Raw genomic sequence first — 24,101 nt, 5'->3', positions numbered from 1 at the left:
ATCGAGTTGCCAATCCCTGTTCATGGTCGGCCCCTCCAACAGCCGACCTCTCATGAATCACGCAAAACCGCTCTTGGGAATCCTCAAAACGCTCCCAGAACTAAAAATCTGCCAAAGTAGTGCTAGGCCGTGTACTCATAAACCGGCGGCGAAGTCCGCTTCGCTCCGATACCGACCTCCTTTGCGCAACCGCAGCAAATGTCGCGATGGGCCATTAACGAAAGTGACAGGGCTATATTCGAGCACCTCCGTCGGGCCGGTCAACGCGACAGAAACGATAGGCATCGGCCCAGAGTCTGGCAGAAGGACCGCCTGAGGGAGGGCGCCGGGTCGTTATTGGTGCAAAGGTGGTGCTCATCGGCACGAGCTGTTTGTCCCGATCAAACCCGGACGATGCTGCACTTGCGTTATATAACGGAGAATGTCGATGAGCCAAGCGCCCATACGTTTTGAGGATGGTTCAGTCTACGAGCGCGGGATGGGTGTCTGGAGCCGACTTGCAGGACAAGTGTTCCTCGACTGGCTGGCGCCCTCGTTGGGACTTAAGTGGATTGACGTGGGTTGCGGCAACGGCGCATTCACAGAACTGCTTGTCGAGCGGCTAGCGCCAAGTGAAGTGCAGGGAATTGATCCATCCGAAGCGCAACTGGTGTTTGCACGCGCGCGGAAAGGAGCATCGGGCGTAGAGTTTCGGCAGGGTGATGCCATGGCGTTACCGTTCGATAAAGCACGTTTCGATGCAGCTGTTATGGCCTTGGTGATTTTCTTCGTTCCCGATCCAGCCAAAGGCGTTGCGGAGATGGTACGAGTGGTTCGACCAGGCGGCATGGTTGCGACATACGCTTGGGACATATTGGGGGGCGGCTTCCCATTCGATCCGATCCAGGTTGAGTTTCGCGCTCTGGGCATCACGCCGCCGCTTCCACCGAGCGTCAACGCCTCACGTATGAACGTCATGCGCGATCTATGGAGCAACGCAGGCCTTCAGGCTATCGAGACCCGCGAAATCACAGTGCAACGGACCTTCGCCGATTTCGACGATTTCTTGCGTTCAAGCACAATTACCGGGAGTATACGGCCAATCGTTGCGGCAATGTCAGCCAGCGACGTGGAAGGGCTGAAGTCGCGGCTGCGTGCACGTTTGCCGGCGGATGCAGCCGGCCGCATAACGTATAGTGCGCGAGCGAACGCGGTACGGGGTGCGGTGCCAGAATAATTGATCGGCGTTGTGTGCCTCGCAAACTTCGGTGGTGAATGTCGGCATTGGGTCATTTTCAACGGTTTTGGCAGAGATTGAGGGCTAGTTGATGTCCGCTCCTGTCCGTAAGCGCCGTACCAGGGTCGGCCCGGGAGCGTTGCGAGCGTTGCGTTTAGCCGGACTGCCGTGATTCAAACTCCCGAATTGGGGGCTCGAATCATGCGCTACGAACTCGCCGACTATGAATGGACCGCCATCAAGCCGATGCTGCCGAACAAGCCGCGCGGCGTTCCTCGGGTAAACGACAGACGGGTCCTGAATGGCATCTTATGGGTCCTCCAATCAGGAGCACCCTGGCGTGATCTGCCGACGGCGTTTGGCCCATACACCACTTGCTACAACCGCTTCGTCAGGTGGCGGCGGGCCGGTGTTTGGGGCCGCATCATAGAAGCGCTTGCCACTGCCCAGGATGCCGCTGTCCAGATGATCGACACCTCCATTGTCCGCGTGCATCAGCATGGAGCCTGCATCAAAAGGAACCAGCGCCAATCGATGGGAAGGTCCCGCGGCGGCTTGACGAACAAAATCCATGCGGTCGTCGATGGCAATGGTCTGCCGGTACGGCTGGCGCTGAGCCCCGGTGAGGCCCATGACGTTCGACTTGCCGGAAAACTGCTGTCTCGTCTGAAATCCGGGCCAATGCTGCTTGCCGACCGTGGCTATGACGCGGACTGGATCAGGGAGCTTGCCACGAAGAAGGGCGCGTGGGCCAACATCCCGCCGAAAAGCAACCGTAGCGATCCGATCTGCTTCAGCCCCTATCTCTACCGCGCTCGCAATCAGGTCGAGCGGTTCTTCAACCGGATCAAACATTGTCGGCTTACTTCAGTTCCAGATGACTAGTTTCCGGGAACGAGATTTAGCCGAAGTGCAGTTGATGATCGATCGTCAGCTCGCCGATGCGAATTGCAAAATGTCATCCGGGCTCAGCGAGCACGCTATGATGTGGAAGCGACTAAAATTCAAAGCGATCGAGCGAACTATCTCGCGCCAATTAGCCCGCAGACGCTTTCGCAAAAATTCGCGGGACGCCTAGCCAGAAAAGGGCGCCACTATCTTTCTCCCGCGCGATAGCCGCGATTTTGACTTTCTATTCAGGAACGATCGGCGTCCAACCCAAATCATGTTGGAGTCTTCTCCGATATTCGGTATCCGTTTTGGATCGGTGCATGACGCACATATTCCTCTGCAACTGCGCGCTTCTCGTGAGCCAACCCCTGAAGCGAGGCGAGGATTTGGTCGTATGTGGGCATATGGTCCCGGCTTGCTACCAGTCCAATTTTCAGATTTGTCCAGACGGCTGCGTCCAAATCCTTCTCCGCAGCCCAAGCCTGGATAGCGGCTTTCCCCATGCCATGGCTGGTGTTTGTGGCCTTATCCCAGAAACCGATCGAATATTTGATGTCCGCTTCTTGGATGCTCTCGCGCGCGGCAAGAGCGCTTTTGGCAGAGGCCAGATCGTCAATCGTCATTAATGCCCACAGACTTCTGACCAGACTTTCAGTTTCGGCAATCACAAGCGTGATCCGGCCGTCCTTGGACTGTCTTGCGAATTCGATCGGTAAGACCGGACCGTCTTCGAACCACTTTTTGCGGATGGGCAAGGCTCCTGGATTCCAGATCAATGATCCCCATCCCAAACAAGCTATTTTCATTTGAAATGCCCCCGATGGTGTTCGTCGCTATACCCCGGCCGGAAGGGTGGGGTGAGCGCTGTTCGAGCGAGGACGCACACTCACAGACAATTCAACTTCCTGTCCAAGTGAGGTCAAAACTGTCATAAGGCGGTCCAGCGTGAATCGTCCGAGATTGACGCGGCGTATACGGGAAAAGTCAGCGTGGCTGATCCCGGTGGCGTCTTGCGCTTTGCGCGTCGTCCAGCTGCGTTCGTCCAGGATTTTTATGATCTCGGACGCCATGATGGCCTTGGCCTGCAAAAGGTCGGCGTCGTCGCGATTGAAATCGCGAAACACGTTGCCGCTGCCGTGGACCAATTCCATGTCGTCTTCTTTTTTCGTGCTCATCTCAGCATCTCCTTTAGTCGTTTTATCCGCTCAAGGATCAGATCGATCTCCTGTTTGGGTGTTTTGATTCCGCTCTTCGACTTCTTCTGAAAGGCGTGGACGACCCACAATGCGCCTTCAAACTGAATCGTATAGACTGCGCGATAGGCATCGGTGCGGTGGCGCAACGCTAGTTCGTAGACACCGGTCCCTACGCCCTTCATGGGCTTCACGTTGCTCGGAAAGCCGCGCCGCCAAAACCTCATCCTGGGCGTCCTTCGGAAAGTCCTCGAATGCCTTTAGGGCGGCTTTAACCCATGAAACCGGTCTGGTATCGCGGTAGGTAATCATCTATCACAATGTTGGCAAATTTGCCACCAAATGTCAAGGGCTAAGCTAGTCCGGCTAGTGACCTGTCGGACTCAGGACGGCCCGCCTAAAAATGAGCCTGTGGACTGAGATGCTCATATCGCTTCGAAACAGAGGCAGAAGCGGGTACAGTCATGCTCGACATTCTCTCGGGCACATCAGCATCGAGTTCGATGCTGAAAGATCGCGGGCCGCGCATGATCATGGAAGACCCGGAGGCCTTCAGCACAGTCGATATCTTCGTCAAGGACCTCGGCATCGTGCTCGAGGCGGGCCGAGAAACCAAGGCGGCACTGCCGTTCGCCGCGCTGTCCCACCACCTCTTCCTTTCCGTTTCCGGCCGCGGCGACGGCCAGGTCGACGACAGCCAGGTAATCCGCGCCTCGCGCGCTCAACGGTGAGTAAGCGCGATCAATCAGCCCGGTGCAGCCGTTCGCCTGCACGCCGGCCTCGGGCTGAGAGAAGGTCAGGTCGGGCTGGTGCGTGAGCGCTTCTTCACGCCGCGGCTGTGCTTCAACACCCACGAGAAGCTGAACGCCTGCCTGCATGACAAGTGTATCGCCTACGCCAAGACGCATTGTCACGTCGAGCAGCCGGAACCTACGATCTCGAACGTGTTCGAGGACTCTCGCGGCAAGCTGGTTGAATACCGCGGTTCCTTCGACGGGTTCCATAGGATGCCGGTCTCGATCTGAAGCGAGGCGCCGGTGCTGGGTCATGCCCGATCGGAGAGCCGCCGCGGAAGGGGCAGAAGCCGCGATCCAGGGCGGCTATGCGATTGGCGAGACGAAGGCTGCAGCCGCCAAAGTAATCGTGTGCAGGATCGCGCCGCGCGACTGATTGCGATTGCATCTCTCGCCGCACCGCGCTGAGGGCTTCGTCTGTCAGGCGGTCTAGGTTTCGCGCTTCGGGCCGAGCACGAAGACAGTCAGGACAGCGAGGAACGTGGCAACCGCGCTGTAGGCAAAGACACTGGCAACGCCGGCATTATCCACCAATAGTCCGCCGAAAATCGCGCCGGCTGCGATGGCTACTTGGAACGTTGCGGTCATTAGCACACCGGCGCTTTCGGCCTGCTCGGGAGCGGCGCGCAGCACTGTCCACGTCTGTAACCCCCCCGGCACCGCGCCGAAGGCAAAGCCCCATACGGCAACCGCAGTCGCCGAGGCCGAGGTCGATGCTCCCACCGTCAGCAGCGAGACAGCGGCTATCGCTATGAGTAGAGGCGGCAGTGCCGCGACTGCCTTGAGGCTGTGCATGCCCAGGAATGCGCCAGCTAAATTACCGAAGAAGCCGCCGATGCCAGAAGCGAGCAAGATTAGCGAGATCGTCTCGATATCGAGCGCGGGAACCTTCTCGAGAAAGGCACGGATGTAGGTGAAGCTGGCGAAGTGCCCAGAAGCGACCAGCAGGACGACCAAATACGCGACCCTGATCGTCGGATTCTTGGCCACATCCAGGAGACTGCGGAATGTAGCCACTTCAACCGGAGGCAGCGTCGGAATGGTTATGAGTTGGACAACCAGTGTAACGGCATTAACGACTGCGGCGATCATGAAGGCGGCTCGCCATCCCCAGATCTCGCCGACATAGGCGCCGATAGGAGGCGCGCAAACGGTAGCGACGGAAACGCCGGTCAGGATGATCGACATGGCGCGCGGCAGGAAGTGACTTGGAACGAGCCGCATCGCCAGCGCTGCCGAAATCGACCAGAAGCCTCCGAGCGCTATGCCGAGCACGACGCGTGCCGTCAGGAAAACCGGCAGTGACCAGGCGACCTCCGCCAGAACGTTGGACAGGATCTGCAGCAGCGTCATCGCCCACATGACGATATTGCGATCCAGGCGCCTTGTAATGATGGCCATCGTCGGCGCCGCGATCGCCCCGGCGATTGCGGTCGCTGTCAGCGCCTGGCCAGCCGCACCCTTGGTGATACCGAGATCATGCGCGAGTGGCGTCAGCACGCTGGCAGGCAGAAACTCTGCCGTCACCAGCCCGAAGGTGCCCAAGGCAAGCGAAATGACCGCACCCCATGCGGGACGAGACCGTTGATCGGGCTTTTCTGGGTCGTGCAGAGCAGCGTCCGTGACGCCTGTCGCCGATTCGGTCATGAATAAGCTCTTCAGTTTGAATGCGCTGCAACATGGGGGTGGAAGCGTCGACCCGCGTTAAAGCCAGAAGTGCCGCCTTTCCCGGCGGCGTTCAGCGACTTGTTGTGACGGTGCGTTGCAATATCGATGCCGTTTCCTTGAGTCGAAGACGCTGTCGTCGAGGAGGGGACAATGTCCCGACGTCGGCGGGAACGCTCGGTCACCAGGACCGAGAAATGTCCGAAGCTGAACAAGAATGTCGCAAGTCCGACCAAAAGACCGCCAAGGCTGGGCTACCGTTACCGGGCAAGTCGGGCAACGCAAACGGTGCGCTAATCGGCACGCAACTTGCTCCGACGGTTTTGTGGCGTCAGCAGTGCTTGGAGCTCAGCGGTCATTGACCAGTCTGTACGGGGCCTGATCCGGGACGTGCCCCGTGCTGGCAATCGACCCTGTGACCAGCCGTGCGATCCAATCGAGTGCAAGAACGGCTGACGTTCAGGAGAAACCAAATGGCGATTAATGCGGTTCCAGATCATGTCCCGCCCGAAATGGTGAGGGACTTCAGTCTGTTTACGTCGCCTGGCATGGCGCCGGCGCCCAACGGAGATCCGCACGCAGCTGTCGCTTGCGTCCATGCCGGGCCGCCGATCTTTTATTCGCCCTACAACACGCGCGATGGCCGGGGTACCTGGGTCATCACTCGCGCCGCAGACCAGCGCCGTGTGCTGCAGGACGCCGAAACCTTTTCCAGCCATCGCAGCATCTTCGCATCCGCGCTGGGCGAAAACTGGCCGATGATCCCGCTTGAACTCGATCCACCGGCCCATGGCGTCTTTCGCTCCCTGCTCAATCCGCTGCTTTCGCCAAAGCGGGTGGTGGTATTGGAGCCGAAGGTCCGCGAGCGAGCGATCACGCTGATCCTTAGGATCGCCGCATCGGGCACAAGCTGCGACGTCATGAAGGATTTTGCCTTTCCTTTCACGGTCAGCATCTTCCTTCGCCTTCTGGGGCTTCCGGATCACCGACTCGATACATTTGTCGGCTGGGCGAAAGATCTGCTCCACGGCGACGATGTGAAGCGACCGGCCGCGGCCCGGACGATTGTGGCCTTCATCGACGAACTCGCAACCAAGCGCCGCAAGGAACCGGTCGACGATTTCATGACTTTCATCGTGCAGGCACAGGTCGGGGGTCGCCCGCTGACCGAGGAGGAGGTCCGTGGCATCGGCGTGCTCGTGTTCATTGCGGGCCTGGACACGGTCGCGGCAGCTATAGGCTTTGGCTTGGCTTATCTCGCGCGCAACCTCAAAGATCAAGATTTGCTGCGGCGCGAACCGGACCGGATCGTGCTTGCAGCCGAAGAATTGCTGCGCGCCTATCCGACCGTTCAGATAATCCGCGTGGCAACCAAAGATATAGAGTTCGAAGGCGCGCCGATCCGCAAGGGGGATTATGTTTCCTGCGCCGCGATGATTGCCAATCGTGACCCGGCGGAATTCGAATGCCCCAACACGGTCGATCTGGCGCGAGAGGACAACCGCCACGCCGCCTTTGGCTATGGTCCCCATCGTTGCCTTGGCTCACACCTTGCCCGGCGGGAGATTGTCATTGGTCTGGAGGAGTGGCTGGCGCGCATCCCGGCTTTCCGGATCCAGAACGGTACGGCACCCATTACCTCTGGCGGCCATCTATTCGGGATCGAAAACCTGATCCTGGACTGGTCCTGACCAAGCCCGTCTCGAGCCGGGCAACAGACATTGGAGGTAGCGCTATGCGCATTATTGTCCACAAAGCCAAATGCCAGGGTCACGCGCGATGCTCGGCGCAAGCGCCGGACGTCTTCAAGCTTGATGACGAGGGCTACATCCTGCCCGGTGACATTGAGGTTGCGCAGGGGGAGCAACTGCTTGCGTCACGCGGTGCGCGATCCTGCCCCGAACGTGCGCTGGAACTCGACCGTACTCCCGCTGTGCGGGCTGTATCGGACGTCATTGAACCGAGAGTCTGGCGGGCTTGAATGGGGATCGACCATGTGGCCGCACACTGAAGACGGCAGGCGGCCTCTGTCCCACCCTCCTCCTCGTCGAATTGCGCGGGAGGCATCACCGGCGTCGAGGTGCTGCCATGATGCGCAACCGGCGGCCGGGATTCGCGAAACACCTCTTCCAATCACCCAATTGCGACAGAGACGATGGACCAGGCAAAAACTACCGAACTCCTCGACCGAGAGGCGATCCGCGACTGCCTCTATCGATACTGCCGCGGTGTAGACCGTGCGGATGAGGCGGCGTTGCGCAGCGCGTACTGGCCCGATGCGCATGACAATCACGGGGCCTATTGCGGCTCGGCAGAGGGCTTCATCCAGTTTGCGCTCGGTGTCTTCAAGACCGAGCCTCGCAACATCCATCAGATCACGAACATCCTGATCGAATTCATCAGCCGGGCGGAGGCCACGGTCGAGAGCTATTTCACCGCGCTGCAACGCGGACCGGACAAAGACGGAGAAGTACGCCAGACCCTCCTCTGCGGCCGCTACTGCGATCTGTTTCAGAAGAGGGAAGGGGAGTGGCGGATTGCCGAACGGACGGTGGTCTACGATTGGCTCGAGGAGCAGATCCCACCTGCCGTCCTTGAGGCAGAACGGTTCGGCCCGCGACAGCCGATTGGAGCACCTCATCCGGACGATCCGGTCTATGCGCTCGAGAAGCATCGCATTCCTCCTCGCCATGAAGCCTGCAGAGGTTCCGAACGGGGTGCCGGCAATGGAGACAAAAACTATGATGACTTTGCAATGGCACAGCGATCCCGGCGAAAGCCTGCCCGGTAAGGACGTAGCCGAGAGGATTGCCTTTCTGCCCCGTAGCGGCGTGACCGCGACAGCGGTCGGCTCTGTCGCTCATAAATTCGCTGACGCAGGAACAGGACTGTATTGCACGGCAGTCTCCGATGTCCAAGCTCAGACCGGAGGACCGGTTCGCAGAGGCAAGTGGCCTCCCATCGATCCGGATCGCCTCTCATCGAAGGGTCCGTCGCCAGCTTCGTCCTGCCACTCGACAGTTGGACCGCTGCCGGAACGCACGACGTCTATCTGGGGCCGCAACTGGCTGTCACCCGGGCGTGCTGCTTACCTCATTCCGCCGCCCAACGGGTGATGCGCTGACATCGCTGAGGCTCGTCGCGGAGAAGTTCTCATGAAGCAGGCAGGACGCATCGTCATCATTACAGGTGCCGCAGGCGGGATCGGCCGAGCCCTGGCCGATATTCTTGCCGAAGATGGAGACACTGTTGTTGCGGTGGACCTTCCCGGTAGCGGCGTCGTTGAATTCGCCCGTGGTCTCGGCTATCCGCATCTCGGCCTCGAGTGCGATGTCTCGCGAGAAGAGGAAGTCCTCGCGCTTTATGGCCGGATCCAAGCGCAGTTCGCTCAGATCGGCGTCCTCATCAACAACGCGGCCGTCGGTCCAACGATGACTGCGACCGTCGACACGGGAGTCGACGCCTTCAGGCGCGGCTTGGCAGTAAACCTGCTTGGGCCGTTCGTCATGGCTCGCGAAGCGGCGAGACGTATGAGGCGAGGCGGTGTCATCGTCAACGTCGCTTCCATGGCAGGCATGGTCGGCAATCCCAAACGCAATGCCTACGCAGCCTCGAAAGCGGGCCTGATCTCGTTGACGAAGTCGCTTGCATGCGAGTGGGCGTCTCGTGGCATCCGCATCACGGCGGTTGCGCCAGGCTACGTGCGCACGCCGATGGTCGCAGAACTGGAACGCGCGGGCAACATGGACCTCGCCGCGGTGCGCCGCCGTGTGCCGATGGGCCGCTTGGCGCGGCCCGACGAGATCGCCCTCGCCGTGCGTTTTCTGGCCAGCATTGAGGCGCGCTACATCACCGGATCGGTGCTCGCGGTCGACGGCGGGTGGATGTCATTCAACCAGCCGGGGGATGCGCACCCCGCGATGGAAGGGACGCCCAGAGCCGAACTCTCCTGTCCGGCCGAACGAACCGGTGCGCGAATCGTGCTTGTCACGGGTGGCGCGAACGGCATAGGCGCCGCCATCGTTCGCCGTTTTGCCGCGAACGGCGATACCGTCGTGGTTGCTGACAGAGATCGCGCTGCAGCCACTGCACTCGCTGGAACGCTCGACGGAAATTTGGCGAAATCCGTGGATGTTGCCGTTGAGAGCGAGGTGGTGGCGCTGTTCGAGGAGTTGCGGGGACGTTTCGGGCGCATCGATGTGCTCGTCAACGGCGCTGCTGTCGCCGACACTTGGTTGTCGGGGCTCAAACAAATACCGCAACAGATCGAACACGTCCTGGATGTCAATCTCACCGGCGCCTTCACTTGCGCGCGCGAGGCGATCAAGGTGATGGGCCCCGGCGGCGTGATCCTCAATCTCGGATCGATCAACAGCTTTCTGCCGTTCGCGCCGCGCCATGCCTACGGCGCCTCCAAGGCGGGGATGGACATTCTGACCCGATGCATGGCGGCCGAACTCGGACCGGTGGGGATTCGGACAGCCACCGTCGCTCCTGGCTACATCCGCACGCCTGCACTGGCTCGGTTGGCGAAGGCCGGCCGCATCGACTCGACAGCGATCGAGCGACGGATCCCCATGGGCAGGATGGGACGGCCGAAAGACGTCGCAGATGCGGCGTTCTTCCTTGCTTCGTCTGACGCCTCATACATCAACGGCTCGATCCTCTACGTGGACGGCGGCTGGACCTCGTTCGGTGATGCGGGAAACGCCAGTGAACTCTATGACGAAGGTTTTGCGGAGGCCGTGGGTTGAGTATCGACCAATCGCCAGCCGACGGGCTGCGGCTCATCGAAGCCGAGGACGTCCAGGGCTTCAGGCTTCGGCTGCGCGCGCCCGCAGCGCTTCCTGCAATCGAGCATGTCATCTTCGGCCATGACGAAACCGTCCTCATCGCGGTCGAAGCAGTTCCAATCGCTCCCGGGCGCGCCTGCACCCGCCCAATGGCAAGCGGGTTGCCGCACGACTCCATCGCCACCGCGGCCAACGCCTTCAGTGCGCATGCCGAGCGCATCCCCTGATCGGCAAACTCCCTCCGTAAACAAGGAAGCCCCATGGAATTCGCCACCTTCATCCTGGCCGCCCAGCGTGGCTACCATCAATCTTCCGACAGCGTCATCCGAAACTCCATCCAACAGGCTATCGTTTCGGAGCAGGCCGGCTTCGGCACCGCCTGGTTCGCCGAGCACCACTTCAACAATTACAGCCTGATTCCGTCGCCCTTGATGATGGTGGCGCACTGCGCCGGCGTGACGAACACCATTCGCCTCGGCACTGCAGTCTGCGTGCTGCCGCTCTATCAACCGCAGCGCCTGCTTTCCGAGATCGGCTTCGCCGATATCGTTGCGAACGGCCGCCTTGAACTCGGCGTCGGCTCGGGATACCAGCAATTCGAGTTCGAGCGTTTCGGCGTCCATATCGATGAGGCGCCGGCCGTCTTCTCGGAATACCTGGACATCCTTCTCAAGGGCCTCAACCAGAAGGTCTTCGAGCATGACGGCCAGTATGAGACCATACCCCCGACGGCGATTTCGGTGCGCACCGTCCAGAAGCCGACCCCGCCGATCTGGATCGCCGGCGGGCCGGCGCGCATGGAGCGGGCCTATCGCGAGGGACACAATTTCTTTGTCACAGCATTCCACGATGGCCTGGAGGCTTTGAGCGCGCTGCGCGGAACCATCGAGAAGACAGCGGCTTGCGAGGGCAGGAATGTCACGGACGCCAAAATATCGCTGCTGCGCTGCTGCTATGCCAGCGACGACCAGGCGGAGATCAACAGCTATCTCGATAACGCCCGCTTCCAGCGCCGGCTGTCTGAGGCACTGCATCAGCGCCGTCAGCAGAGCCACGACGGCTATCTGCTGCAGGAAACACCGACGCAGCAGGATCTGTCGTTCGAGACTATGCGTAAGAACCTGCCGATTGGCAGTGTCAATCGCGTGATTGATCGCCTGCTGGAAGAGATGGACATCTTGAAACCGGACCAGATCGCAATTCAGACCCAATTGGGAGATTTCGACCAAAAGACGATGCTGCGCCAGATCGAGCTCTGGGGCGACAGGATCATTCCCGCGATCAACAAGTCGCTGGGTCATGCGCAGGTTTGAACGAAACGGCTTGAACTTTTTGCCTCAGCTGCATGATCGTTCAAGCTGGCATAAGCGCACGTCCAACGGCAGGCTCATGGACGGAACTTAAAAGATCGCTTTTCGATGAGTAGCGCTTTCGTCACTCTCGACGGCGCCAGATGGGTGCCGGAATGTGTCGCCGCTATCAACGGCTCTGCCTGCAGCGGCCGCTGCCGCTGCTTCAAGTCTGATCGCGCAAGGTCATGCACCTTCACGGCGTCGATGACCCGGGTAAAATCCTTGGCGCCCGCGACGGCGAGGACGATGCCTTCGACGGCTGGCTCAATCGCATGATCATGGTCGTTGACCATGCCAGCCGCTGCATTGCCGGTGGAGCCTGCGCCCGCGTCTGCCCGAAGGACGCCAGACCCATGTTGCGGCTGACAGGGTCGCTGCATGATCTGACGAGACCAACCCAGGAGAACGGGACCATGTTCGCCCAAAACGATGGCTGTCTTAGCCCCGGCCAATGGCCTCGGATCGAGCTGGAGAAGGAGTTCGACCAGCATGTGTTTGCCTGTGTCCTGTCGTGTGCGCTCAAGGAGGTCGAGTCCGGCGAGGCGACGGCGACGCAGTCAACCGGCCTTTCCCGGGCCGAGTTGAGCGATGTCCTGACCCGCAGTTTTCCTGCTAGCGCCATAAAAGCCTTCACCTTGGATGACGCCAGCGAGCCAGAGCCGGATATGGAGGAAGAACTTCTGCGCGGCCTGCTGCTGGCGCATGCCCGGCCGGGCGACCCGGGGAGCGCCCGCTTCGCCAAGATCATCGCCCGGCGCGCGATGCGCAACGACCATCTCTGGCAGGACCTTGGCCTCTTCAATCGGGCCGAGCTCAGCCGCCTGCTTGCCACGCACTTTCCGACGCTGGCGGAAGGCAACACCCAAAACATGAAATGGAAGAAGTACTTTTATCGCAAACTGTGCGAGGCCGAAGGTTTTTCGCTATGCACGGCGCCCAATTGCCGGGAATGCAGTGATTTCGAAAGCTGCTTCGGCCCGGAGGAAGGCGAAAGCCGCCTCATGCGGGTCAAGAACGGGATCGCATTGGATTAAGGGCCGCTTTCGTCAGGGTTACGAGGCCTTCAGGCCTTCATCGCCGTTGAGCCATAAGCGCTTTTCTCGGCGCCGCTGTATGGAGGAGGGGATGTTCATCGCCTCGCGATATTTTGTGACGGTGCGGCGAGCGACATCGATGCCGGTTTCCTTGAGCCGGACGGCGATGTCTTCGTCAGAAAGTACGTCGTCATGCGATTCCACCCCGATCATTGTCCTGATCAGATGGCGGACAGCTTCAGCGGAGTGCGCGTCACCGCCTTCGGAGGAGGCGATCGCGACAGTGAAAAAATACTTCAGTTCGAACACCCCGCGCGGGGTAAGCATGTACTTGTTCGATGTCACCCGGCTTACCGTCGACTCGTGCACGTTGATCGCGTCAGCGACAGTCCTGAGATTGAGAGGCCGCAGGTGGGCGACGCCATGTTCCAAAAAGGCATCCTGCTGGCGCACGATTTCAGTCGCAACCTTGAGGATCGTCTTGGCGCGCTGATCGAGGCTGCGGATTAGCCAGTTCGCATTTTGCAGGCATTCGTTGAGAAAGGCCATATCTTTCGAATTTTGGCCGGCCCGGCGTGAGACTTCCGCGACATAGCTTTGGTTGATTAGCACCTTGGGCAACGTGTTCGGATCAAGTTCGATCTGCCATCCACCTCCGCGCGAAGGCATCACCCAGACGTCGGGTACGATGGATTCCGGCGCTCCGGATTGGAACCTGTTTCCAGGCTTGGGATCGAGCGCACGGATTTCCTGCAACATGTCGAGGAGGTCGTCTTCATCGACGCCGCAACGCTGCTTCAATGCCTGAAAATCCCGTCGCGCAAGCATCTCAAGATTGGCAACCAAAGCCGCCATCGCCGGGTCGAACCGGTCTCGCTGGCGCAGCTGTATCTCGAGACATTCGCTGAGAGTTCGTGCAAAAATTCCCGGTGGATCAAAGTGCTGCAAGGTTCGCAGAACCCGTTCCACATCAGCCAGTCGGACGTTTAGGCTCCCGGCCAGCTCCAAAGGGTTCACCTGGAGATAGCCGGTGTCTTCCAGATGGCCGGCAAGCTCGCCAGCAATCAGCCGCTCCTGCGGTGTGAATGCAGTGAGGGCGATCTGACAAGCGACATGGTCGTGCAACGTTTCGGCCAAGGCGACAAATTCCTCGAGGGCAGGTCCATCACCCGGCGCGGTACTGGTCGTACTGGGCAGGGATTTCCCTTGCCTGGGCCGGTCCGGGGAGCCGGCCCAGGTCGGTCCTTCAACCTCGCCAAAAGGCCCGTCGTCCTTTGGCGCAGGCTCCAAAAGCGGGTTCTTCTCGAGTTCCTGTTCTACGAATTGATGCAGTTCGGCATGCGCCAGTTGCAGCAAGCGAATCGACTCAATGAGTTGAGGCGATGCAACAAGCGACTGTTTCTGAAGTAGGCTCACTGATGATTGCATGGTCCGTGCAGTTCCTGTCAAAGAAGCTCTTGGCCGTGGCTCATTGGATCTCTCACAGGGTCGACGCCTCTAAAGCGCATCACATTTCACCGGCCTTATGGGATGCGCTTTGGAGTTCTGTTTTTGTGCACGTCGTGGCCCAAATACCGCTGCACGATCAATGCGCAGTAGGTCATGCAGCGGCTTTCAACGTTTCAAGAACGTTCTGTGGGGATGAGACGCCATAAGGGTCGGTCTCAGAGTTATCGGAGAAACCTTCCTCCTCGAACCACTGCTCCACCACGCCATTGTTGATCAGAGCGGCGTAACGCCAGGAGCGCATACCGAAGCCGAGATTGTCCTTGGCGACCAGCATGCCCATTTTGCGCGTGAACTCGCCTGAGCCGTCGGGGATGAGCTCGACCTTCTGCAGGCCCAAGGACTTCCCCCACGCATTCATGACGAAGGCATCGTTGACGGAGACACAGTAGATCGCGTCAATTCCCTCCTTCTCAAACTCGTCATAGAGCTTTTCGAAATTGGGCAGTTGGTAGGTCGAGCAGGTCGGGGTGAAGGCACCAGGCAGCGAGAACAGGATGACGCGCTTGCCACCGAAATAGTCGTCGGATGTCTTTTCTTCCCAGCGATATGGATTTGGCCCCTGGACTGACTCATCGCGTACACGCGTGAGAAAGGTGACGAAGGGAACCTTCTTTTGAACGGTCATCGACTTGCTCCTTTAGAAAAAACTGGCGCACTGGATTTCGGCTGGGACTGGCGCAATACCGAGCTGCGGCCCGCATGCCGGGCATGAGATGAGGCCGTCGCGGCTCGCGAGTGCATGGGAACGGCCTAGCTCCTGGTCTTCGTCACCCGAACGGCATCTATATGAGGGATCTGGAGGCCTTCGAGCCGCTTGGTCACTCTTTCCGCGGCTACGACGCCGGAAGCGGCATCGATCACCCGCTGCTCCTGCCCGGGATGAAGGTGATAGCAACCGGAAGTGGCCAGTATCGGAACAAGCGTGTGAAGCCGCAAATGTGACTTCACGCAAGAGACCCGCGTCACCGAACTGGTTCAGCTTATTGTCGTGGCTTGCCCGTGACCCGCCGACCTTGGCTTGGGTGACCCTTTCATGGGGCTCTTGGGCACTCACATGCTGATCAGAACCGGTAAACGGCAATTGCGCGAGCGCCACGTGATGCCGTGTCGGCATCGGACTAGCCATCCGCAAAGCAGCTACCAAGCACGGATCTCCGAAGCGGATGATGTCCCGATCTTCAGCGGGAATGGGCGCCGTCGCCTCGGGCGATCGTATAGAGCTTCGCGTGTCAGCCATGGTTCGGTAGTCGCTTTCTTCGTGCTTTGATGGGCTCTACCCACGAGTAGCAAGCGCCATGCCATTTTAAATGAAGAGCTTTTGCAGGGATCCTTTTGGCTCCGCGAGGACGTCTTCGCTTAGGCCGGGTGCGCGCTATAACTGCATGGTCACCACACTGAACAAAGGTGCTGCATGGTGCGGGTATTCAGCGCTTCCGTGACCGGCTTGGGAATGACGAAGCGGGCAGACCGAGCCGATGCCGCACCGGGCAGTGCAGCGATTGCATAGCGTCTGCCGTTAGCGTGTCCTTGCGTGCGTAGGCGCGGCTATGGCGCAGACACGGCTGGCGCAGCAACCATGAGCGCGCGCTCTTCAGCAAAGGCGCCCTGGTCCGAATTCGTTGGGATCAAGTTCCGCCCTGGTGAGACGTTAACATGCCTGAGGTTCCATTTGGTCTCCCCGAGCGTGTCGATCGGCAACCTTCTATGTCCGAAACTGGACAAGAATGTCGCAAGCCCGACCGAAAGGCTGTCAAGGCCGGGCCACCGGTTAGCGGGCAAGCGGTGGAACGCAAACGGAGCGTCAACCCGGCACGCAAATTGCTCCGATTATCTTGTCAGTGGGGCGTTGTGGAGAAGAGGAAATCAACATGGAGCGTGCTCGATGCTCGCCAATGCGATGGCCAGAACAGGACGATGAACCCAGCCACACCAAGGAGCTTGGCCGCTAGTAGTAAGCCACGGCGCTTCCCCCAAGATCGCGCCTACGTCGGCCAAGCTTTCCCTGTTGCTGGTCCGCCCGGAGCCGCTGTCGTTCCCTTCTAGCCGGCGCAGCCGTCTTGTCCCGTTCCTGCCCTCTCCTTCACTGCGCTCCCGTGCAGGGGGCGAGCCAGCTCAGCACGCCGTCTCGTGCCGGCCGGGATCGTCGCCTGATACGACTGGCGAAGGGCCGTACATACGAATGTACGAACCTTCGCTAGTTGAAGCGTATAGTCGCCGGTCGCGTTGTTCTATTGTTCTAGCTTTTGCTGCAAAATCAGGAAGTCGAGGTCGTTAAGAAGTCTCTCCTTTGCCCCCTCGTCGACGGGTGGTGGAGCTGGCGGGATGACCTCCTTGGGTTTCTGACCTTCCGGTAGCTTGGTCGCTCGCTTCGGCCGCTCGACCTCTTTCTTCGGTGTCTTGGCGGGCTTGGGGGCAAAGGTGATAATGATCTTGTTCGTGTCAGTCCACGTGCCTTTCCAACCCCAACCAAGGCTAGCCTGGGCGGTGTCGAAGGGAATCTTGACTATTTTTACGCTGGCTTCCCCCTTCTGGACGAGTTTGAAACTCAGGGTATACGCCACGGATTCCGGCTTCGTTCGGGTCTCCGCATAAGCATCCTGCAGCTGGGCCAACCAACTGGCGATACCCAAGTCCCCCATCAAACGGATGCCGTGCGTCCTGCGCGCTTCAACGGCCTCGTGGTTACAGTCAATTGGATCTCTAACGCCCATGCCGATTGTGAACTTATAGCCGACCTGCCGGTCGGCCGTGCCCGTGACGTCCGTGGAAAGAGCCAATGTGGCAGTTTGTGGAATGTAAGGCACATCGTTGCCGGCGCTCCCGTTCCCACCACCTTCGGCAATCACGTTCAAAGAGAGGTCGACTCCAGCGTTCCACTCTTCTTTCTCAGTCAGGAATGATGCCGGCCCGACGCCTGTCTTTGCGTTGCCGTCGCGCCCTTCCTGTAGCTCGCACCGAATATTGTCGACAATGTCAGAAATACGCAGCAATCCGATGTCGGTCTGAAGCTTGGGGACACTTCCGCACCCAGAAACAGCCAAGCAAACTCCGATTGATCCCCTTATGAAAAGTTTCATGATTTGCCCCCCCGTGCAGCATCAGAACTGATGCATCCTGCGTAGGAAAAGACAAACGAGATTTTCACCCGGAAAGGTCTGTCAACAAGTTTTCAAAAAGATTGCCATCTCTGATACTTTTCGTTATCTACCGGGTTTCCCCCGCACTTAGATAAGTTCGTGGTCCACAAATAGGATCTCGCCCCGTAGGATCGCTTCCACTCTTCGTCCCGGAGCTGCCGACCCCAGAAGGCTCCGATTGGACTTCAGAGCATCAAGAACAGGCTGAAGAGCTGTGTCCTTCGCAGTGGGCGCCTATCCATCGCAGGCGCACCCTGGCGCCTTATGACAGCGCTTGTCCCTCGAAATACAGCTATCGCCGCACGCTTTGCCTGCAGAACAGGTCTTGCAGCAACCTTCGACGGGGACCGTGGACCAGGGGATCGGCGCATCCGGTCGTTTGATGATCGACCCGAATTGCGCCGGCATCAGAACGCCGGCGACCACCAAGCCGGCCACGATCCGAAACATGTTGCTGCCCCCAGGCGGAGTTTCTGTCGGCCCTGCACGCTGCTGCCGGGAACTTATTTCGCAAAATAGGCAGAAATCCGCCGATCTGCCTTGGTCTGCCAATTGTCGTCAATGCTAAGGAAGCCATCGGTCGGGCTTGACGATGCGGCGACGCCCGCCCGCTTCAGTTCGGCCGACTTCTCTGCCTCAGCTGCGCGGAAGCGGTAATGATCGAATACGTCGAGGACATGCGTTGCATACGCTTGGGCAAGCGCGGGATCGCGTTGCACGATTAGGAGGTTTTCGTCGTTGGAGTAGGACGCCTTGTAACCAAGATTGTGGCTGCCAAAGGCGACCACGCAATTCACCGGGTCAAGCGGGTCTATCACTAGGATCTTGTCGTGGATAATCGCTTTGCCCGCGCTCAAGATTTCGTTGTTGACGAAATTGCCGAGTTCGCGGCCGATATCCTTGTCGGTGAGCGCGGTCGCGCGCACGACATTGACACCGCCCTGCTGGATAATGAAGGGCGAACTCGGCACCAAAGGCTTGCCATCTGGGCCGGTGCCTGAAGGCTGGTAGCCCCAGGCCAATGGATCGGAGACGGCGCCGACCACCTCCAGGCTGGTATCCGCCAGGCCGAGGTCGATCGCCTGCGAGATGATCGAGTGTACTCCGCGCTTTGACGGCAGAAACACCGCAAACAAAATTATGCGGTGTGCACGGCGCATCAGTGAGAAGAGACGGTCCATGTCCGGTGGAGGTGGCGGTTGATGCTTGGCGCGCGCCGAAGGGGGCTGTTCAGCGCCTGGAACGTTGGGCGAGAACCAACATTCAAAAGCAGCACCGTTAGCGAGATTACCGGTCACCGGAGTGCGGTCGGCCCCCTTTACAATGTCGCCCTGGTCGGCGCTGGAGTTGGCATCCCCCGTGTTCGCGGGCTGCGGCAAGGGGTGATCGAACAGGCGTTGCCAGTAGTCAAGGTATGCGCGCGCTACGTTCACGTCTTCGATGACGATGCAATTGTTGCTCTGGCCGGAGATGCCACTCCACGTCCAGTTGGTCGAACCGGTAAGCACCGCTTGGGGTGTTCCCTGGTCGTCCGACCAGACGACGAATTTGTTGTGGCCGATGTGACCGCTGCCGTTGAACAGCCGGTCCTGCATACGGAAAGTCGCTCCAGGCGCATCCGCTATCGAGCGCAACGTCGCGCGAGCTTTTTCGTTTCTTGTATCGTAGTCGGTATGAATGACCTTCTTGGTAACCTTGTCCTTGGTGTCTCGGGACCCTGCATCGGACAGGATGAGCTGCATCCGGGATGCCGCGGCGACAAGGAGGTCGAGTAACTGCCGATCCTCAAGCTCGTAGAGGGCGGCATGAAATTGCCCGCCCGCTCGGCTCAGGAACTCGGTCATCGTCGTCGGGACGTCGCCGGCCAGATAGCGTCGCAATATGTCATTTGGTTCGCGCAGACGAACTGCAAGTTCGTTGCGCCCAACTTTGCGATCATTCCCTTCGAGCATGCGGATCAGGAACTGGCTCGAAAGAATACCGTTGGTGAAGGTGGAGACGAACGGTCCCAAGCGGCGGGTGGCCTCAACGATGTTGGTGAATGCCGCAGGTGCCAGGTAGCCGAGCCGGATAGGCGCGCCCTGATAATGATGCTCGACGCGCTGTTTGGTTTTTACGTCCCAATGGCTTTCGGGGACGGGCACCACTTCCTCAAGGTCATCGCGCAAGCGACCTACCGGGCGGATACGGTATCGTAGCCGCTCATTTTCGGGCCGGAGACCCAACTTGTCGCGGTGTCGCCGCAGCGTGAGGTCGCGCCAGTTAAACTTCTGCACCGGCCATACCGTGGTGTTCTGCGCCTGCCAGTCTGGATTCGACTGCCCTTCAAAGGCGACATAGGCGGCAAGCGGGCGCTCGGCGGTTACCAGACCGGTGGCATCAAGATATTCGCGAACAATGTGGAAGCCCAGGCAATCAGGAATCGGGTCAGGGTCGGTCTGCCACGCAAGAAACGCGACTTCATTGTTGACGATCGCAGTTGCTTTGACGATCTGCACCATCTCATCCTCACCTAGAAGAACAACGGCCCGATCCAGCGATCTGGCCTACCGCCAATCGTACTGTTATCCCGCCGACTCGGTTCTATGAGGCGGCTAATGTATAAAGAAGGCCGAAAACCTTCATGTTCGGCCTCCTGCGCAAGGGCGCATCGTTATTTTTCAGAATAAGTCGCCAAAGTAAAGTCTAGTTGCGATAATTATTTTACGCCTATATTTCTTTCTCGCCGAAGAGCGGGAGGCGTTCCATGATCCAATCGATCTATCGAGTTTTCCTGCACGATCGAAGTCGCACATGCAGTGCTACCTCCATATTTCATTCTTTTGCCGGGAAAGTGTTATGAGAATTCAATTCGAGCCGTCGCTAGACAGATCTAAAGGCGTCTGCGATCGACGCGGGTTGCGCCGGAATCAGAACGCCGGCGACCAGCAAGCCGGCCACGATTCGAAACATTTTGCTGCCCCCAAAGAAGTGTGGTTCGAACTCACTTCTCGCCGCACATGAGCGCGGCGGGGATTGGCTGGGCATCGAATTGGACGCCGGCCAAGCCACCGCGGCGGCGTGGCCATAAATGTCTAGTCGACCGTCCTACGGACCTCAAAGAACCCCCACTTCTTGGGTTCTTGTTCTGTAGAGTAGGCGATTTGGCAGATCTGATATGCAAGGTCGATTTTGTCCATGTCCTCCGGCGCGGCAGGAAGACCGCCTAAAGACTTGTAATCCAGCGTTCGGCTGGTGTTGGCCCCGATTACCAGGTTCTGCTCCAGTGGGGCCACTATCTCGGGATACTGCACGCCCTCATCATCCGCGATTTTATGCCCGGCTGAGTCGTACCAGTAACAACCGTAATTTCCAATCAACGAAACTTCGGTACTTCCAAAGTTTTCGACAGCAATAGTATACCGGTTGAAACCATCGTCTGCCACGCGCTCCGCTGCAATATGACCGGAAAGCAGCGGCTGTTGACGACCTAGCTGCTTAATCCAAGCGTCGTTGGACTCAAGCTGTGATTTGGTTACGCCGACCGCGCCACCATCGTTGTGTTGGCGCTCGAGATCAAAAAGGGCCGCCTCGTTCGCGGTCAACGCGTTTTGAAATTGCTTTTTCGCTACCAATCCAGCGATAACTGCGCTTGCCTGGAGCTGTTGGTTCTTGCCTTCATCGAGTATGCGCCTAACCTCGGGCAGTGTCAGAGGCCTGATATCTAAATTTGCTTCTTTGGAAGCGCTTTCAAATATCTCTCCCAACTTTCTAAGTAAAACGTCATCAATCCCGAGAGCTAATCCGCTAGATCTTCCATACAGATAATCGTTTGCAATCATCCATCCTCTTATGGCCTTGAGGTGATCCTTAGACCACTTGTTGGTTAACTCCAACTTCAGCGCCAAGAACTTACACGTATGGAACATCGAAAATGCCGTTATGCGGTTATCCGGCGTCTTGACGACGCATTCCTTGGCGACGACTTCCCTCGTTGCGTTCATGTCTGCTACGCGATTGAGACGCACCTCCTCGGGTTGCGGCCGGATCCTGAATGTGGCCACGATTGGAAAACCCGTCTGCGTTCCGTCGGCCCAAATAACAAAGAGCTGATGCGACGTGGCCGAAGGGTCGACGGGGATATTTACAAGGTCACCCTTTGGGTTGAAATGATCCGCGAGTTCGTCGTCGCTCGCCGTGCCGCTAACCCGCAACGACGTCGCCTCGGTGCTCGGAGTGACAACAACTTTGAACGCCACTGTCTCCTCGGCCGCGGCATGATTGTCAGTTAACGCACAAGAGGTAAGGACGATGAGAAGAATTTTTCGCAGTGATGCCATCACATGACCTTTCAGCCTTTGGCCTTTGGCGCGTCTCCAAGTTTCAATCCGACAATCAGCATTACATATGTCGCCAAATTTCCGGCAGTTGTTATAAATAACTGGGAGGTAATTCCCCGGCTCTCGTCGGGAGAAAATATGTTGAAAAGACCGGCGTTGACTAAGCAAATGAAGATCGTGAATAGTGGAAGTAGAAAGATATAGGTCACCAGGCCGCGTACCCGCAGTACGCTTGTGTTGGCGGCCGTGATTACGGCTGCAACTGGCAAAATCATTTGATGCAGAACATTCGTATAGACTCCGGGGTCCTTGGCGATTGTCGTAACAAATTGGAGCGTCAATGTTTCGTCGAGTTTTGAGGATAGATTCTGTGCCGGGCTGTCGTGAATTGATAAGAGAACACAGATAAGGACGATTATAGGGCCGGCGCAATAGAATATCAGCAGGAACATTAAGAGTAAAAACTGCTGTGTGGACCTGTCGGCGCGGTCTGACTCGTTGTTTTCCATTGCCATAATACAACCTCCAAAAAGCATGCCGATTTAGAATCGGATCGATTCGCGATGCACCACTTTTTTCGAGTTGGCCCCCGAGGGAAGGCCAAATCGAGCGGCGTGCTAATGCTGGGGAACCAATCGCACTTTGGCAATAGTTGTCAAATCTTGAAGCTTGTAGGATGGCAGGAACTTCTGATCCTCAAGCTTGAAATCGAGCATAGACCCCTCCTGTTGATGCGCCGACTAAAGTTCCTGTCTCCAATCAGGGAACTGGCATTATTCATAACCATACAACGAGCAAACATACAATCGAAGGTTAGACGGTGCTCAAAGATTCGTGTCGTCAAGAACGCTCTGCTGCGTTTGTTTGTTTTTCGCAGCAGTCAACCTGCCGAGCATTTCCTCCCTGAGTAAGAGCCGGGCCATCCACCCAGGGACGCAAAGTTTGCGGCGCCGTTGGAATTTGGCTGTTTGGGTAAGAGATTTACCATCTACCGCCGGGATTCCGCGGCAACTAGAGGACGTAGCTCCGAAATCCGAGGCTACTTCTCGAGTAGCCATCAGGAAAGAAGAATGGCAGATTGCCGGGTTAACAGGCGACCAAGATAGCATGAGGCGGGCAAGAGCATGCCAAATAGGCTTGTAATGATCATTCGGCACGCCGAGAAGCCGGTTCCCGATGGCGCGGATCTTGGAGTTACGGAACAGGGCGAAAGTGATCCCGCCTCATTGACCGTGCGTGGCTGGCAACGCGCGGGTGGGCTTTGCTCAATCTTTTCTAAGCCGCCTGCGCCTATGGAAAAACCGGCATCCATTGTTGCGTCCGGTCCGATCAAAAAAGATGGCTCTGGAACCCGGAGCAAACGACCTAGCCAAACAATCACGCCACTGGCAAGACGCCTCGGTCTTCAACCTGATGTCACTCATTCGAAGGGCCAAGAGGCGTTGGCGGCAGAAGTCGTCCGTACAGCCCCAACACCTGTGCTGGTTAGCTGGCAGCACGAAACTATTCCTAGTTTGGCAGCTGCGCTGGTCGGAGGCACGGGTATCGCCCCGGAAACATGGCCGGACGAGGATTTTGACAGCATCTGGGTGCTCCAGAGCGATGGCGCAGATGTCTGGTCATTCTCGCATCAGAGCCAGGCGCTTCTCGACGGCGATGGGTGATCGTTCTCACAGAGGACCTCAGTATGCGATCGCCGCTTGCGGTGCCATTCCTATCGATGGCCGCATATCGAGCCGCCGCCGAACGCCATCCTTTAGGAGGCGCATGGCTACTTCGCTACTTCGCTACTTCGCTACTTCCGTACAATCCAATCCAGCATGTCTAGGTCAACCTGATCGTCGCCGGTGAAATCTCGGATCATTTGGGCGGCATGTTCCCGGGACTGCTTTTCCAGGATTTCCCCTTCGATGATCGCACGTTGGATGGCGCTTCGCAGGATGTCGCAGTCAAATGCCGATACCTTGGCGCGTGACATTGTCAGGCTCCCGCACATAGGCGGAAGCACTGCCAGCTCCCAAGCGCCCACAATGCCTCTATTCGGTACGGGCGACTTGGGGATCATACCCCTTACTGCGCATTTCGCGGGTCGAACAACTTTGGGTCCGTCAAACAGACCATCGCCCGTCCAACGCGGAATGATTGTGAGAGCGAACCTGGCCATCACACTCGGTGCCATGCGGTTGGCGGTTGCCTTT

23 protein-coding genes and 2 pseudogenes are annotated in these 24,101 nt (G+C 58.4%); 14 read left to right on the top strand and 11 right to left on the bottom strand.

Annotated elements, in window-relative coordinates; translation table 11 throughout:
• The first annotated feature begins 427 nt into the window (after positions 1–427).
• Together JQK88_RS31960 and JQK88_RS31955 are read left to right on the top strand one after the other, a co-directional pair.
• Complete coding sequence (locus tag JQK88_RS31960; RefSeq protein WP_246750132.1) at positions 428–1,216, top strand: class I SAM-dependent methyltransferase; 789 nt, start codon at positions 428–430, stop codon at positions 1,214–1,216.
• 201 nt (positions 1,217–1,417) lie between these two features.
• Positions 1,418–2,077, top strand: a pseudogene (locus JQK88_RS31955) (IS5 family transposase); the annotation flags it as partial.
• A 302-nt stretch (positions 2,078–2,379) separates the two neighbouring features.
• Here JQK88_RS31955 and JQK88_RS31950 read toward each other — a convergent pair.
• Genes JQK88_RS31950 through JQK88_RS31940 form a run of 3 tightly spaced genes read right to left on the bottom strand, consistent with a single transcriptional unit; the run spans position 2,380 to position 3,527 of the window.
• Positions 2,380–2,883, bottom strand: a complete 504-nt coding sequence (locus JQK88_RS31950; RefSeq protein WP_203280594.1) for a hypothetical protein — start codon at positions 2,881–2,883, stop codon at positions 2,380–2,382.
• 57 nt (positions 2,884–2,940) lie between these two features.
• Positions 2,941–3,282 (bottom strand): helix-turn-helix domain-containing protein, encoded by a 342-nt coding sequence (locus JQK88_RS31945; RefSeq protein WP_203280593.1) that lies wholly within the window; start codon positions 3,280–3,282, stop codon positions 2,941–2,943.
• Complete coding sequence (locus JQK88_RS31940) at positions 3,279–3,527, bottom strand: type II toxin-antitoxin system RelE/ParE family toxin (protein WP_246750131.1); 249 nt, start codon at positions 3,525–3,527, stop codon at positions 3,279–3,281. The genes JQK88_RS31945 and JQK88_RS31940 overlap by 4 nt, the downstream gene beginning before the upstream one ends.
• A gap of 237 nt (positions 3,528–3,764) precedes the next feature.
• Here JQK88_RS31940 and JQK88_RS31935 point away from each other — a divergent pair, with 237 nt between their 5' ends.
• From JQK88_RS31935 to JQK88_RS37055, 3 genes are all read left to right on the top strand, one after another.
• Positions 3,765–4,031 carry an NAD-binding protein gene (locus JQK88_RS31935; protein WP_203280592.1) on the top strand — a complete coding sequence of 89 codons (267 nt, stop codon included), beginning with the start codon at positions 3,765–3,767 and terminating at the stop codon, positions 4,029–4,031.
• Positions 4,032–4,109: 78 nt separating this feature from the next.
• The gene (locus JQK88_RS31930; protein WP_203280591.1) at positions 4,110–4,325 is read left to right on the top strand and encodes a hypothetical protein; all 216 of its coding nucleotides are present in this window, start codon (positions 4,110–4,112) and stop codon (positions 4,323–4,325) included.
• Between the two features lie 22 nt (positions 4,326–4,347).
• A complete protein-coding gene (locus tag JQK88_RS37055; RefSeq protein WP_281434915.1) occupies positions 4,348–4,470 on the top strand; it encodes a hypothetical protein in 123 nt (40 codons plus the stop codon).
• A 53-nt stretch (positions 4,471–4,523) separates the two neighbouring features.
• Here JQK88_RS37055 and JQK88_RS31925 read toward each other — a convergent pair whose 3' ends face one another.
• Positions 4,524–5,741, bottom strand: coding sequence for an MFS transporter (locus tag JQK88_RS31925; RefSeq protein ID WP_203280590.1), 1,218 nt, complete (start codon positions 5,739–5,741; stop codon positions 4,524–4,526).
• A 491-nt stretch (positions 5,742–6,232) separates the two neighbouring features.
• Between JQK88_RS31925 and JQK88_RS31920 the strand changes: the two genes are divergently transcribed.
• The 8 genes and pseudogenes from JQK88_RS31920 (at position 6,233) to JQK88_RS31885 (ending at position 12,938) form a co-directional block, all read left to right on the top strand.
• Positions 6,233–7,450: a cytochrome P450 gene (locus tag JQK88_RS31920; protein ID WP_203280589.1), complete on the top strand. Its 1,218-nt coding sequence runs from the start codon at positions 6,233–6,235 to the stop codon at positions 7,448–7,450.
• Positions 7,451–7,494: 44 nt separating this feature from the next.
• On the top strand, positions 7,495–7,740 hold the full coding sequence (locus tag JQK88_RS31915) for a ferredoxin (protein ID WP_203280588.1): 246 nt from the start codon (positions 7,495–7,497) through the stop codon (positions 7,738–7,740).
• Positions 7,741–7,914: 174 nt separating this feature from the next.
• Positions 7,915–8,550, top strand: coding sequence for a nuclear transport factor 2 family protein (locus JQK88_RS31910; RefSeq protein WP_203280587.1), 636 nt, complete (start codon positions 7,915–7,917; stop codon positions 8,548–8,550).
• 364 nt (positions 8,551–8,914) lie between these two features.
• Positions 8,915–10,513 (top strand): SDR family oxidoreductase, encoded by a 1,599-nt coding sequence (locus JQK88_RS31905; RefSeq protein ID WP_203280586.1) that lies wholly within the window; start codon positions 8,915–8,917, stop codon positions 10,511–10,513.
• The gene (locus JQK88_RS31900) at positions 10,510–10,779 is read left to right on the top strand and encodes a hypothetical protein (protein ID WP_203280585.1); all 270 of its coding nucleotides are present in this window, start codon (positions 10,510–10,512) and stop codon (positions 10,777–10,779) included. The genes JQK88_RS31905 and JQK88_RS31900 overlap by 4 nt, the downstream gene beginning before the upstream one ends.
• A 33-nt stretch (positions 10,780–10,812) precedes the next feature.
• Positions 10,813–11,865: an LLM class flavin-dependent oxidoreductase gene (locus JQK88_RS31895; RefSeq protein WP_203280584.1), complete on the top strand. Its 1,053-nt coding sequence runs from the start codon at positions 10,813–10,815 to the stop codon at positions 11,863–11,865.
• Between the two features lie 105 nt (positions 11,866–11,970).
• Positions 11,971–12,286: pseudogene (gene fdxB / locus JQK88_RS31890) on the top strand (ferredoxin III, nif-specific).
• A gap of 31 nt (positions 12,287–12,317) precedes the next feature.
• Positions 12,318–12,938, top strand: coding sequence for a nitrogen fixation protein NifQ (locus tag JQK88_RS31885; protein WP_203280583.1), 621 nt, complete (start codon positions 12,318–12,320; stop codon positions 12,936–12,938).
• 18 nt (positions 12,939–12,956) lie between these two features.
• Here JQK88_RS31885 and rpoN read toward each other — a convergent pair whose 3' ends face one another.
• The 6 genes from rpoN to JQK88_RS31855 all read right to left on the bottom strand — a co-directional run bounded on the left by rpoN (position 12,957) and on the right by JQK88_RS31855 (position 22,418).
• Positions 12,957–14,366, bottom strand: coding sequence for an RNA polymerase factor sigma-54 (gene rpoN / locus JQK88_RS31880; RefSeq protein ID WP_203280582.1), 1,410 nt, complete (start codon positions 14,364–14,366; stop codon positions 12,957–12,959).
• 172 nt (positions 14,367–14,538) lie between these two features.
• Entirely contained in the window at positions 14,539–15,072 is a 534-nt protein-coding gene (locus tag JQK88_RS31875) for a peroxiredoxin (protein WP_192250766.1), read from the bottom strand.
• 1,603 nt (positions 15,073–16,675) lie between these two features.
• Positions 16,676–17,524: a hypothetical protein gene (locus JQK88_RS31870; RefSeq protein ID WP_203280581.1), complete on the bottom strand. Its 849-nt coding sequence runs from the start codon at positions 17,522–17,524 to the stop codon at positions 16,676–16,678.
• Positions 17,525–18,087: 563 nt separating this feature from the next.
• Positions 18,088–20,085 carry a phospholipase D-like domain-containing protein gene (locus tag JQK88_RS31865; protein ID WP_203280580.1) on the bottom strand — a complete coding sequence of 666 codons (1,998 nt, stop codon included), beginning with the start codon at positions 20,083–20,085 and terminating at the stop codon, positions 18,088–18,090.
• Positions 20,086–20,658: 573 nt separating this feature from the next.
• The gene (locus JQK88_RS31860) at positions 20,659–21,903 is read right to left on the bottom strand and encodes a hypothetical protein (protein ID WP_203280579.1); all 1,245 of its coding nucleotides are present in this window, start codon (positions 21,901–21,903) and stop codon (positions 20,659–20,661) included.
• A gap of 11 nt (positions 21,904–21,914) precedes the next feature.
• Complete coding sequence (locus JQK88_RS31855; RefSeq protein WP_203280578.1) at positions 21,915–22,418, bottom strand: hypothetical protein; 504 nt, start codon at positions 22,416–22,418, stop codon at positions 21,915–21,917.
• Between the two features lie 609 nt (positions 22,419–23,027).
• Here JQK88_RS31855 and JQK88_RS31850 point away from each other — a divergent pair.
• Positions 23,028–23,567 carry a hypothetical protein gene (locus JQK88_RS31850; RefSeq protein WP_203280577.1) on the top strand — a complete coding sequence of 180 codons (540 nt, stop codon included), beginning with the start codon at positions 23,028–23,030 and terminating at the stop codon, positions 23,565–23,567.
• Positions 23,568–23,698: 131 nt separating this feature from the next.
• On the opposite strand, the gene JQK88_RS31845 is transcribed toward JQK88_RS31850, so the two are convergent.
• Positions 23,699–23,881, bottom strand: coding sequence for a hypothetical protein (locus JQK88_RS31845; protein WP_203280576.1), 183 nt, complete (start codon positions 23,879–23,881; stop codon positions 23,699–23,701).
• Positions 23,882–24,101 lie beyond the last annotated feature (220 nt).

It is taken from the genome of Mesorhizobium caraganae (assembly GCF_016836705.1).
In the GTDB taxonomy this organism is placed as follows: Bacteria; Pseudomonadota; Alphaproteobacteria; order Rhizobiales; family Rhizobiaceae; genus Mesorhizobium; species Mesorhizobium caraganae.
This window is presented reverse-complemented; position numbering and strand designations above follow the sequence as displayed.

What these genes read in the sequence shown, in the direction of transcription:
- JQK88_RS31960 (WP_246750132.1), top strand. Translation starts at nt 428, where the DNA reads ATGAGCCAAGCGCCCATACGTTTTGAGGATGGTTCAGTCTACGAGCGC.
- JQK88_RS31945 (WP_203280593.1), bottom strand. Translation starts at nt 3,282, where the DNA reads ATGAGCACGAAAAAAGAAGACGACATGGAATTGGTCCACGGCAGCGGC.
- JQK88_RS31940 (WP_246750131.1), bottom strand. Translation starts at nt 3,527, where the DNA reads ATGAGGTTTTGGCGGCGCGGCTTTCCGAGCAACGTGAAGCCCATGAAG.
- JQK88_RS31935 (WP_203280592.1), top strand. Translation starts at nt 3,765, where the DNA reads ATGCTCGACATTCTCTCGGGCACATCAGCATCGAGTTCGATGCTGAAA.
- JQK88_RS37055 (WP_281434915.1), top strand. Translation starts at nt 4,348, where the DNA reads ATGCCCGATCGGAGAGCCGCCGCGGAAGGGGCAGAAGCCGCGATCCAG.
- JQK88_RS31925 (WP_203280590.1), bottom strand. Translation starts at nt 5,741, where the DNA reads ATGACCGAATCGGCGACAGGCGTCACGGACGCTGCTCTGCACGACCCA.
- JQK88_RS31920 (WP_203280589.1), top strand. Translation starts at nt 6,233, where the DNA reads ATGGCGATTAATGCGGTTCCAGATCATGTCCCGCCCGAAATGGTGAGG.
- JQK88_RS31915 (WP_203280588.1), top strand. Translation starts at nt 7,495, where the DNA reads ATGCGCATTATTGTCCACAAAGCCAAATGCCAGGGTCACGCGCGATGC.
- JQK88_RS31910 (WP_203280587.1), top strand. Translation starts at nt 7,915, where the DNA reads ATGGACCAGGCAAAAACTACCGAACTCCTCGACCGAGAGGCGATCCGC.
- JQK88_RS31905 (WP_203280586.1), top strand. Translation starts at nt 8,915, where the DNA reads ATGAAGCAGGCAGGACGCATCGTCATCATTACAGGTGCCGCAGGCGGG.
- JQK88_RS31895 (WP_203280584.1), top strand. Translation starts at nt 10,813, where the DNA reads ATGGAATTCGCCACCTTCATCCTGGCCGCCCAGCGTGGCTACCATCAA.
- JQK88_RS31885 (WP_203280583.1), top strand. Translation starts at nt 12,318, where the DNA reads ATGTTCGCCCAAAACGATGGCTGTCTTAGCCCCGGCCAATGGCCTCGG.
- rpoN (WP_203280582.1), bottom strand. Translation starts at nt 14,366, where the DNA reads ATGCAATCATCAGTGAGCCTACTTCAGAAACAGTCGCTTGTTGCATCG.
- JQK88_RS31875 (WP_192250766.1), bottom strand. Translation starts at nt 15,072, where the DNA reads ATGACCGTTCAAAAGAAGGTTCCCTTCGTCACCTTTCTCACGCGTGTA.
- JQK88_RS31870 (WP_203280581.1), bottom strand. Translation starts at nt 17,524, where the DNA reads ATGAAACTTTTCATAAGGGGATCAATCGGAGTTTGCTTGGCTGTTTCT.
- JQK88_RS31865 (WP_203280580.1), bottom strand. Translation starts at nt 20,085, where the DNA reads ATGGTGCAGATCGTCAAAGCAACTGCGATCGTCAACAATGAAGTCGCG.
- JQK88_RS31860 (WP_203280579.1), bottom strand. Translation starts at nt 21,903, where the DNA reads ATGGCATCACTGCGAAAAATTCTTCTCATCGTCCTTACCTCTTGTGCG.
- JQK88_RS31855 (WP_203280578.1), bottom strand. Translation starts at nt 22,418, where the DNA reads ATGGCAATGGAAAACAACGAGTCAGACCGCGCCGACAGGTCCACACAG.
- JQK88_RS31850 (WP_203280577.1), top strand. Translation starts at nt 23,028, where the DNA reads ATGCCAAATAGGCTTGTAATGATCATTCGGCACGCCGAGAAGCCGGTT.
- JQK88_RS31845 (WP_203280576.1), bottom strand. Translation starts at nt 23,881, where the DNA reads ATGTCACGCGCCAAGGTATCGGCATTTGACTGCGACATCCTGCGAAGC.